The following is a 9,534-nucleotide window of genomic DNA, read 5'->3' as shown; positions in this document are numbered from 1 at the left end:
ATGGCGTCGATGACCTTTTGGCGCAAATCGAGGCTGTAGGGTTTGGCCATGGCACTCAGGTGGCAATGTCTCTGTCTCTAGTCTATGTCCTAGCTCACATGGCTACAGCTATATCTCCAGACCTCAACTTAAGTAAGTTAGGCCACGGCAATACCCAAGAAAAAGCCCCCTGCTTTTCTTAAAAACAAGGGGGCTTGAGGTAGCTATGCAGGGTCTCTAGTTCAGCGCTTCGAGATAGTCACGGACGCGGTTGCGGCGCTTGGGCTGACGTAGCTTTTGCAGTGCCTTAGACTCGATCTGGCGCACTCGCTCACGCGATAGCTCCAGGGCACGGCCAATCTCGGCCAGAGAGTAGGGGGTGCCATCGCCGAGACCAAAGCGCATGTTGATCACGTCTTGCTCACGGGTGGTGAGGTCGGCCATCAGCTGTTGCAGGTCGCGGCGCAGCGACTCGCGAATCAGCATGTCTTCGGGCGACATGCAGTCGGTTTCGAGCAGGTCGCCCAGCTCGGTGTCGCGGTCTTTGCCCACCTTGGTTTCGAGTGAAACAGCGCGGGGGACGCGCATCAGCACTTCGCGCACCTGGGCGGCGGTCATGTCGAGCTCGCGAGCGATGTCTTCAATTGAGGGGGTGCGGCCTTTCTCCTGGGAGAGTTTGCGCTGGGCCTTTTTGATTTTGTTGAGCTTTTCGGTGATGTGGACGGGCAGGCGAATGGTGCGGCTCTGGGTGGCGATCGCCCGTGTAATGCCCTGGCGAATCCACCAGTAGGCGTAGGTGCTAAAGCGGTAGCCCTTGGTGGGGTCAAACTTTTCCACCGCTCGCTCTAGGCCCAGGGTGCCTTCTTGAATGAGATCGAGCAGCTCTAGACCCCGGTTTTGGTACTTCTTGGCCACCGACACCACCAGGCGCAGGTTGGCCTTAATCATGTGCTCTTTGGCGCGAATGCCTTCGGAGATGGCCTTCTCTAGCTCGGGCACGGTGAGGGTAGTCAGGGCGGCCCAGGCGCGCTTACCTTCGGCCAGGGTGGGCTTAAGTTCGGCAATGGGCACTTCGGCCTCGGCGGCCCAGCGCTCGAGGGAGGGGCGATAGCCCAGTTGGGAGGAAAGGCGATCGCGGGTTTGCAGCAGCTTGCTGTAGGTGGCCAAAATGCCGCCGGTGTTTTCCGCAGCCTGGTTTAGATCGACCAAAAGCTGCATGTAGCCCTGGACGCACTGGGCTTCAGAGACCTCTTCATGGCGCTCTAACAGGCGCACTCGGCCAATTTCTTGCAGGTAGAGGCGCACCAGGTCAGTGGTGCGACGACCCTTCAGCACCTCGGCGGCATCGGCTTCGAAGTCGCCCTCGTCGGCACTGGAGAAACCTTTGAGAGACAGGGCAGCCCCCTCATCCTCATCCCCCAGTGTGAGGAGACCGAACTCTCGATCGGGCCGGGCGGAGGCCTCGTTTTTGCTGTAGTGGTGTGTTGCTACCATGACGTGCCCTAGTAACGTGTACTAAACTTGTGCCGATAGGCCATTTGCCAACCTAGTTTCAGTATTCCCAAACGGCCAAGACTTTAGAACAGGGGATGGAGTTCCGGGAGCTGGGCGGTGCTTTTGGGGCGGCCCGAGTCTACGGGGGTTTGGGCTGAGGTGGCAATTGTTGACCGACACCGTAATCTACGCCGTTTGGTAGGGTAATTCCTGACGGAACGTTACACCTTGGCAAAAACCTCACATTGACCCCGAAGCGGCATATAGGATTAGGGCATTCATTGCTATTCGGAGCAGACTTCGCTAATGGTTAATGGTCTTCCCTGGACGGCTGATGCTCAGGCCAAGCTCAAAAATATTCCGTTTTTTGTGCGCGCCCAAGCCCGCAAGCGAATTGAAGATGTGGCCCGCGAGACCGAGGCCGAGGCCGTGACAGCAGAGTTGGTCGAACAGGTGCGCCTTGAGTTTGGCCAGTAGCCTGGTACCGCTCCTTAACGTTATGCGTTGATGCTGCCTTGAGATACAGACTGCTTCGCCGCCACAGCGGTAGGGTGGGGATGTTTTGGCGGTCACGGTGCCCCGCCGTGCCTTCTGGTAGGCCACGGTGGTCTGTGAGTCGGCTAAAGCTTTCTCAAACAACAAACTCTGGCTACAATGTTGCAAGACGAAGTCATAACGAGTATGCTTTAGAAGAGCCGAGGCCATAGTGGTAGGATTTCAGGACTAGGCCGGACGGCAAAGGCACAGGTTTGTTCGTTATTCATTCGATTGACAGAAATAAAGAGAGGCCATATGGTTGCAACCGTTGAGAAAAGTAAGACCAAGCGCGGGTTTTATCCCACCCGAATTGATATGTCGGCTGAGGTGCGATCGCAGGTTTGTGACGTGCTCAACCAGACCCTGGCTGCCACCCTCGATCTCAAAACCCAGACCAAGCAGGCCCACTGGAACGTCAAGGGCATGGACTTTTATCAGCTGCACGAGCTGTTTGACGAACTGGCTGGTGAGCTAGAAGGGTATGTCGATATGGTGGCCGAGCGGGTTACTGCTCTGGGTGGTACCGCCATGGGCACAGCTCGCATTGCCGCTAGTCAGTCAATTTTGCCCGAGTATCCGATTGATGCTGTGGAGGGTGCTGAACACGTCGAGGCCCTGGCTGAGCGCTTTGCTGCCTACGGTAAGCATGTGCGCGCCGCCATCGGCACCACCGATGAGCTGGGTGATGCCGACACCGCCGACCTTTACACCGAGATCTCTCGCACCATTGACATGCGTCTGTGGTTCCTAGAGGCGCACCTAGTGAAGAAGTCTGACCGTGGCTAAGCGCAACTAGTCCTGTCTGACAGGACCAGCTAGTGGTCGGGGAGGCATAGTCTGCCTCCCCGGCTTTGTCGTTATAAAGTAGGATTTTTGCTGACGGACTAGGCTTAAGTCTGCGGCCTTGCGGTAGCAAGACTCGGTTTTAAGCAGGTACCATAACGCTTCAGTAGCGCTGTTGCTCACTATGCCCAACCCGGCTTCTCAAGTTCCCGACTCTGACGCGATTGAGGGTGCGATCGCCCTGGTAACCGCTGTTGAACGCGATCATCCCCACGGACACGATCATCATGGGCATGGGCATGGGCACAGCCACACCCACGGCGCTGTGGACCCTGAAATTGCCGCATCGGAGCGGGGACTATGGGCGGTGAAGTGGTCGTTTGTGGGGCTGCTGATTACAGCGATCGCCCAGGCGGTTGTCTTTGCCCTCTCCGGCAGCGTTGCCCTGATGGCCGACCTCATTCACAACGTGGGCGATGCCATGACCTCGGTGCCGCTCGGGGTGGCCTTTGTGCTGGCTCGCGCTAAACCCTCGCCCCGCTTTGCCTATGGCTACGGCCGGGCGGAGGACCTGGCGGGGGTGGCGATCGTGGCGGTGATTTTTTTGAGTGCCTTAATTACCGGCTATGAGTCGATTGAGCGCCTGCGTCAGCCTCAGCCCTTAGATCACCTGGGGGCACTGGCGGCGGCGGCCGTCGTTGGTTTCATTGGCAATGAAGTTGTGGCCCTGTTTCGGCTGCGGGTGGGGCGATCGATTAATAGTGCCGCCCTGGTGGCCGATGGGCTACACGCTCGGGCCGATGGCCTGGTGAGTCTGGCGGTGCTGGTGAGCGCATTGGGCGTTGGGCTAGGTTACCCCTGGGCCGACCCGGTGATGGGTCTGGTGATTACCCTGGTGCTGCTGCGGGTGGTGTGGCAATCGACCCAGACGGTATTTACCCGCTTGCTCGACGGAGTGGAGCCAGCGATGGTCGATCGCCTGCGCCATGAAATAGAGCATGGGGTTGAGGGTGCCGCCGCTACGGTGACTCAGGTTAAAGCGCGGTGGCTGGGCCACAGGCTGTATGGCGAGGTGAGTCTGGCGGTAGAGCCAGGGCTGTCGGTAGCGGCGGGGGATGCGATCGCATCCCACCTCAGGACTCACTTACACCAGCAACTGCCCTACCTGGCTGAGGTCACCATTCAGGTAAGGCCTCAGGAGCCCACCGCCCCAGCTTTGGATTAGCGACTGCTTCAGCAAATTGTGGCAATCTCACCCTAACCGCCAAGCTGATGGCAGCGCGATAGCCGCAGCATCATGGCGTCGAGTCGGGCCAGATCGCCAAAGCCCCCTCCCTGGCCAGTTAACAAGCCGCCCATTTGCAGCGAGGTGATGCGCGGTACCCGCCAGTACCACAGGGCGGGCAAATGCCCCCTGGGGGCCTCAAGGTCAAAGTCTAGCCAACTGTAAAATCGCAAAAACCCTATAGGCCGCAGCGGTGTTAGCATTAGCCATCCCACTTCTTCAAAAAAAGGATGGGGGTTTGACCAGTTGCGTAGAGCCGGGTCAAAGTCGATGGTTTCTAGAGTGGCAGCATAGACCTGAAGCTGAGCCAAAAAACCAAAATGCCCGCCGCTGGCTCTTTGCCAGCGCTCGTCAATGGCGTGCAGCAGCTGGCAGGGCAAACCTGCTAAAGCTTCAGTCGTTAGGTAGGGCCGATGGCGTGGCTCTGTCTCGGGCAACAGGCCTGTTTCACCGCTGTAGTTCTGCACCACCGCGTCGAGCAGCAGGTCTGCCGTCAGCCGATCCGCTGCCTCCCAGTCTTCTTCATCGAGCAGCAGGCTGAGTTCGTCGAGGCTTTCTTCCAAATGGTTATTAAACGTGGGGCTGTTAAAGGTGTTACCTAGCACGGGTTACTCCTCCAGTGAGCACCGTTGGGGCGGCCGGGTCGACGGCTGGGGCTGGCACCGGGTCTAAGGGCATGCATAGGCCTAGGTGGTGGATGACAGCGGCCATAACGTCGAGGCTCAGGCGGTAGCGATCGCTCAAACTTGGGCAGCACCAGCGCCAGGTCGGTAGGTGGCCCAGGGGCGCTTCGAGGCTGAAATTAAGGTCATGGTAGGGCCTATAGCCTTGGGAAAACAGCGACGGCGGCTCACGCCAGCCGAGGGCTTGCTGAAAGGCTAACCACTGCTGGCGATCGTCCTGCTGAATTTGCTGCTGGCTCCGGTGCACCTGCTGCTGGGCCTTAAACCCAAAGCGCTTGTTGCTGTAGCGGCTCCAGAGGGCGTCGATAGTGGCCAAATCGACAGCTGGCAGCCGCTGCACGGTGGCGACGGTGACGGGCTGCATGTCTCGGTTAAGGGCCTTGAGAATAACGGCTTCAGTCTCCATGTCGGCCTCTTGCCAGGCCTGTTGGAGCAGCATGTCGCGCAGGCGGCTGTAGTCTACCCCAGCGGCAGACTCAATGCTGCCATACAGCTCATTGCGCACGGTAGTCTCAAGGGCGATCGCCTCATCGATAGAGATATCTCGCAGCCGGCGGGCCTGATCGAGGCGTCCCTGGTCAAACTCGGAGGGGTACAGGCGGCTGGCCATGGTCTCGCGACAGAGCGCTAGGTACTGCTCTAGGTGCTCTCGGGCCTGCTGCACCTGACTTTGGCGATCGCCCTTGGCCTTAGTTTCAGTGGCTAAGCGGGCCTCTTCGGCGGTTGTGGCGGCCTGCTGCTCGGTTTTGAGTTTCGCCTCGTCGCTGTAGCGCTGCCAGTGCTTTTGGTAGATGGTCTCGGCCTCAGGAATCGGCAGGGCCAAGTTTTCAGCCAGTTCTTGCAGCACTGGCCAAGGGTCTTTGGGGGCAAAGGGTTGGTCTGCGTCCATGTGACGCAGACGGTCAAACTCTGCGGCAGCGGTCTCGTCAAAATGGCGGTGTTTTTCGGCCTGGGTTTTGTAGGGGCCAACAACTCTGGCATTGAGTAGTTCTGCCTGCTCTGCCGAAAGGCCTAGGCGCTGGCGCAGCAGATTGAGATTGTCGAGTTCGGTGGGCGAGAGTTCACCCTGGGTGCGGCTGTAGGTTTCGGCTTCGGCGAGGTAGTCGCGCTCTGGGGAAAACAACAGCCCGCTTTGGGCGGTGGCCATCAGATCAATCAGATCGTCGGCTCGATCGGTTTGAATTTGCAGATTAAAGTCTGAAATTTGGAAGAGAAACCAGGTTTCGAGGGGCTTGTAGTAGAGGCGATCGCGCAGCCGCCTTAAAATAGAGACCAGCAGATCTGAATGGGCAATAAACCTAGTGCCTATTCTGACCTGTGCCGCATCTCGATTTTCTAAAATGGGGTCAAAGCGAATTTGGCCCATGCCATCGAGATCGCGCAGGTCGTCAATTAAGTAGCGAACCTCATTGTCTAGCTCATCGTGCTTGAGCTGAGGTTCGACAAACTTGATCAAACATGCAATGTTTTGCGCCAAGCCAACACCTCACAGACGCACCAAAACTAGGCCTTAGCCAACGGCTCATCCCCTGCAACCTATAGTAAGTCAGATAACAAATACAGCTCATCTAAAACGGGTTTCTCCAGGGCTTCGGCCTCTTGCGGGTTGAGGTGATAAAATTCCCGCGCCTGGGTTAGGCGGCCCCGGTTAAAGTCGGACTTAGCCAGGTTAGCCATCACACTCTGGCAAAACCGTGCCGTCTCGGCTTGATCGCCTACCGGCCCACTGGGCTCTGGGGCAATGCCCTGGGGCGTCAGCGAGTCAATGACCAATTCTTCAAACTGGTGACAGTAACCCAGCGATCGCTCCTGCTGCTCCTGCTGACGTTGAGCTTCCGCTGCGGCCTTGGCTTCAGACTGCCGGTGCGTCTGCTCGGCCTCACGGCGGAGAGTATTCAGACGCTCGTTCTTGAGAAACTGAGCATCGGCCTCAGGCAAACCCATGGTGACAGCTTTGGTCCGCATTACATTCCAAAAGGCCTCATCGAGATCGCTGGCCTGCTTGCACACCAGCAATTCTCTGTGAAAGTGCTGATATTTCTCGGCCAGAGTTCTAAAAGGCCCCATAGCGGTGGCGTTGAGTTCGTCAGCCTCTTCGCGCGATAGCCCCACCCGCTGCTGTACTAAGCTTAAATTAGCTTTAGCCGCCGGAGTCAACTCACCAAAAGTGCTGATATAACCCTCGGCCTGGGTGCGATAGAACTCGTGGGGCGGCAGCAAGGCTTCGCCTAGGGTAAGCAGCTGGGCCAGTGCCCTAGCCCGGTCGGTCTGGAGGGTAATGGTGTGGCTGGGCGGAATTTCTAAGACAAAAAGGGTTTTGTTGGCGGTGCGCTCTAGCCAGTTGCCCACGCACCGCAAAACTACTCTGAGTTTATTCAGCGGGAGCTGGCACTGAAGTCCAGCATATAAGCTGGATTCAACCACTCTAGGGTGGGCCGTAGCCTCGGCTAAGATGCTGTACTGCGGATTGGGAAGATACGCAAATTTGGTCTGTTCAAGATTGCTCAACTGGGTAATGCGGCTACAGAGTGCCTGCACCCCGGCGTGGGTAACCCTCGGGTCTGCCTCAGCCTCTAGAGATTTGATCGAAAGCCTAAAACTATTGCCTGAGTCAAGATTTTCGACCATCGCCGGTAGGTGCCATAGAGCAGATTAGCGCTGGCTCAGTATATCAACGCATAGCAGTAACGGCTTTGCTATGTCGTCATCTCAGCCTGCTGGGGTACAGGTGGCTGGGGTTAGCGAATCTACGGCGGATTAGCACGGCCATCAAACAAAGCCCCAGCGTTAGTAACGCCAGGGCTTCACTGTATTTAAGATGTAAAAGGTTTATTTGAAACCGACGGAAGCCTGCCACACAAAGGCCAGCAGCAGGAAAAACACGGGGATGATGGGCAGTACATCTACCAGGGGGTCGAACAGGGAGTAGGCCTCGGGCAGTTTGGCCAGCAGCATTGCGACTTCCATTAATGATTATCCTCTCGTTACACAGCCGGGACAGACCAGCCTCAGACCTGAGCAGAGCCTTACCCTTAGCGCCCTGGCTGAAATCTGAGAATTGGTAAATTTTCTTCGCATTTTATCACGGCGGGGGGGCGTCTAGATTGGCTGCGATCGGGTTTGGCGCTAACCAGTGGGCAAATTCTGTGGTGAAGCGATCGCCCAAGATCGCCTCCCGGATCCGCTGGGTAAACCGCACTAGCTCGGTGATGTTGTGAATCGAGATCAGGGTGAAGGCCAGCATCTCCTTGGCATGGATCAGGTGGCAGAGGTAGGCGCGGGTGAAGTTTTGGCAGGTGTAGCAGGGGCAGGTGGCGTCGATGGGGGTGTAGTCACGGCGAAAGCGCTGGTTTTTGATATTCCAGCGGTCCCCTGCTACTAACGCCGCTCCGTGGCGGGCCAGCCGGGTGGGAATGACGCAGTCGAACAGATCTACCCCAGCGGCGATCGCCTGGGCCATTTCCCGATAGGTGCCCACTCCCATCAGGTAGCGGGGTTTGTGCTCGGGCAGGCAGGGGGCGGTGGCCTTGACAATGGTTTCGATCAGCTCTGGCGGTTCGCCCACGCTGACGCCGCCGATCGCATAGCCCGGCAGATCGAGCGTGGCTAGCTGCTGGGCCGCTTCAGTACGCAAATCGGGGTAGACGCCCCCTTGCACAATGCCAAACAGCGCTTGCTCGGGTCGTTTGTGGGCCTCAACGCAGCGCAACAGCCAGCGCCAGGTGCGATCGGTGGAGGCTTTGATCGTCTCGCGGCTGCACGGGTAGGGGGGGCACTCGTCAAAGGCCATAATCACATCGGCCCCCAGGTCGTTCTGGATCTGAATCGAGGTTTCGGGGCGAATATTGATGATGCGGCCATCCTTGGGCGACTTAAACGTCACTCCGTCTTCAGTAATCGTGCGCATCTGACTGAGGCTAAACACCTGAAACCCGCCCGAATCAGTCAGCATCGGGCCATCCCAGCCCATGAAGCGGTGCAGCCCTCCCGCCTCAGCCACGATGTCTTCGCCCGGTTGCAAGTGCAGGTGGTAGGTGTTGGAGAGCACCATCTGTGCCCCGGTAGTGGCCAGCTGGGCGGGGGTGACGGTTTTGACGTTGGCCAGGGTGCCCACGGGCATAAACCGGGGGGTGTGTACGGGGCCGTGGGGGGTGGTGAAGGTGCCTGCCCGCGCCTGGGTGTGGCTACAGCGAGCGTCGCAGCTAAAAGAAAAAGCCTGGGTCAAAATGAAGCGTTCCGGGGGGTAAGAAAGCGGCATCGATCATATCATTCTGCCTTCTCCGATGAGCTACTGAGTCGAAGCTACAGCAGATATCAGAGATAGGGTTCTGATAGGGGCCTGACTTTTGTCGTTGGTCTTGCCAGTATATTTTCAGAATGCCAGCCCTTTAGATTGGGTTTTGGCGGTGCGACCGTAGTTCGTTGATTACTGCACCAAAACTCAAAGTAACGTCGGAATAGTGCTTGGCCGTTATCCGGCAAGAGAATTCCAGTACATAAGTCTCTAAGGTAGGGGGTGGGGGAAGGGAGGAAGAAACCAACAACTGGGGCCTCTAGGAGTTCAAACGTACCTAATAAAAGTGCTAAGGCTCTTCCGGATTTGTGCTTGACGCTGTATATCAAAATACACTTTGGCTCGTTAGAGGGGATTGGAACCCTTAGAGCTAATTTGCAAAGTAAATCTTAAGCCACCAGGCGACGCAGCATGAGACGGATGAACGCTCCATAAACCATAGCTTCGGCATTTTCGGTGTGCAGTTCATAATCCTTGCT

At 57.5% G+C, this 9,534-nt stretch carries 10 protein-coding genes; 4 read left to right on the top strand and 6 right to left on the bottom strand.

The features are described 5' to 3' along the window. Nucleotides 1-182: hypothetical protein (locus H6F57_RS27310; RefSeq protein WP_206753725.1), on the top strand; the 182-nt coding region annotated here is incomplete at its 5' end. A 34-nt stretch (nucleotides 183-216) separates the two neighbouring features. Here the strand turns inward: H6F57_RS27310 and sigC are convergent. Then, complete coding sequence (gene sigC / locus H6F57_RS24550) at nucleotides 217-1,473, bottom strand: RNA polymerase sigma factor SigC (RefSeq protein ID WP_199289441.1); 1,257 nt, start codon at nucleotides 1,471-1,473, stop codon at nucleotides 217-219. A gap of 306 nt (nucleotides 1,474-1,779) precedes the next feature. Between sigC and H6F57_RS24545 the strand changes: the two genes are divergently transcribed. From H6F57_RS24545 to H6F57_RS24535, 3 genes are all read left to right on the top strand, one after another. After that, nucleotides 1,780-1,950, top strand: coding sequence for a PCP reductase family protein (locus H6F57_RS24545; RefSeq protein WP_190624573.1), 171 nt, complete (start codon nucleotides 1,780-1,782; stop codon nucleotides 1,948-1,950). A gap of 315 nt (nucleotides 1,951-2,265) precedes the next feature. Beyond that, entirely contained in the window at nucleotides 2,266-2,796 is a 531-nt protein-coding gene (gene dps / locus H6F57_RS24540) for a DNA starvation/stationary phase protection protein Dps (protein ID WP_190624572.1), read from the top strand. Nucleotides 2,797-2,977: 181 nt separating this feature from the next. Further along, the gene (locus H6F57_RS24535) at nucleotides 2,978-4,018 is read left to right on the top strand and encodes a cation diffusion facilitator family transporter (RefSeq protein ID WP_190624571.1); all 1,041 of its coding nucleotides are present in this window, start codon (nucleotides 2,978-2,980) and stop codon (nucleotides 4,016-4,018) included. A gap of 32 nt (nucleotides 4,019-4,050) precedes the next feature. Here the strand turns inward: H6F57_RS24535 and H6F57_RS24530 are convergent, their stop codons facing one another. The 5 genes from H6F57_RS24530 to tgt all read right to left on the bottom strand — a co-directional run bounded on the left by H6F57_RS24530 (nucleotide 4,051) and on the right by tgt (nucleotide 9,019). Then, entirely contained in the window at nucleotides 4,051-4,683 is a 633-nt protein-coding gene (locus H6F57_RS24530) for a GUN4 domain-containing protein (protein ID WP_190624570.1), read from the bottom strand. Next, on the bottom strand, nucleotides 4,673-6,238 hold the full coding sequence (locus H6F57_RS24525) for a GUN4 domain-containing protein (RefSeq protein WP_190624569.1): 1,566 nt from the start codon (nucleotides 6,236-6,238) through the stop codon (nucleotides 4,673-4,675). Before H6F57_RS24525 ends, H6F57_RS24530 begins: the two co-directional genes overlap by 11 nt. A 59-nt stretch (nucleotides 6,239-6,297) precedes the next feature. Next, a complete protein-coding gene (locus tag H6F57_RS24520; RefSeq protein ID WP_190624568.1) occupies nucleotides 6,298-7,389 on the bottom strand; it encodes a hypothetical protein in 1,092 nt (363 codons plus the stop codon). 201 nt (nucleotides 7,390-7,590) lie between these two features. Beyond that, complete coding sequence (locus H6F57_RS24515) at nucleotides 7,591-7,728, bottom strand: photosystem II reaction center protein K (RefSeq protein WP_017299971.1); 138 nt, start codon at nucleotides 7,726-7,728, stop codon at nucleotides 7,591-7,593. A 115-nt stretch (nucleotides 7,729-7,843) separates the two neighbouring features. Further along, the gene (tgt, locus tag H6F57_RS24510; RefSeq protein WP_190624567.1) at nucleotides 7,844-9,019 is read right to left on the bottom strand and encodes a tRNA guanosine(34) transglycosylase Tgt; all 1,176 of its coding nucleotides are present in this window, start codon (nucleotides 9,017-9,019) and stop codon (nucleotides 7,844-7,846) included. Between the last annotated feature and the right edge of the window lie 515 nt (nucleotides 9,020-9,534).

It is taken from the genome of Leptolyngbya sp. FACHB-60 (assembly GCF_014695775.1).
In the GTDB taxonomy this organism is placed as follows: Bacteria; Cyanobacteriota; Cyanobacteriia; order Phormidesmidales; family Phormidesmidaceae; genus Nodosilinea.
This window is presented reverse-complemented; position numbering and strand designations above follow the sequence as displayed.

Bases quoted from the DNA above. Each gene is read 5' to 3' on its own strand.
- sigC (WP_199289441.1), bottom strand. From the start codon at position 1,473: ATGGTAGCAACACACCACTACAGCAAAAACGAGGCCTCCGCCCGGCCC.
- H6F57_RS24520 (WP_190624568.1), bottom strand. From the start codon at position 7,389: ATGGTCGAAAATCTTGACTCAGGCAATAGTTTTAGGCTTTCGATCAAA.
- dps (WP_190624572.1), top strand. From the start codon at position 2,266: ATGGTTGCAACCGTTGAGAAAAGTAAGACCAAGCGCGGGTTTTATCCC.
- H6F57_RS24535 (WP_190624571.1), top strand. From the start codon at position 2,978: ATGCCCAACCCGGCTTCTCAAGTTCCCGACTCTGACGCGATTGAGGGT.
- H6F57_RS24515 (WP_017299971.1), bottom strand. From the start codon at position 7,728: ATGGAAGTCGCAATGCTGCTGGCCAAACTGCCCGAGGCCTACTCCCTG.
- H6F57_RS24545 (WP_190624573.1), top strand. From the start codon at position 1,780: ATGGTTAATGGTCTTCCCTGGACGGCTGATGCTCAGGCCAAGCTCAAA.
- tgt (WP_190624567.1), bottom strand. From the start codon at position 9,019: ATGCCGCTTTCTTACCCCCCGGAACGCTTCATTTTGACCCAGGCTTTT.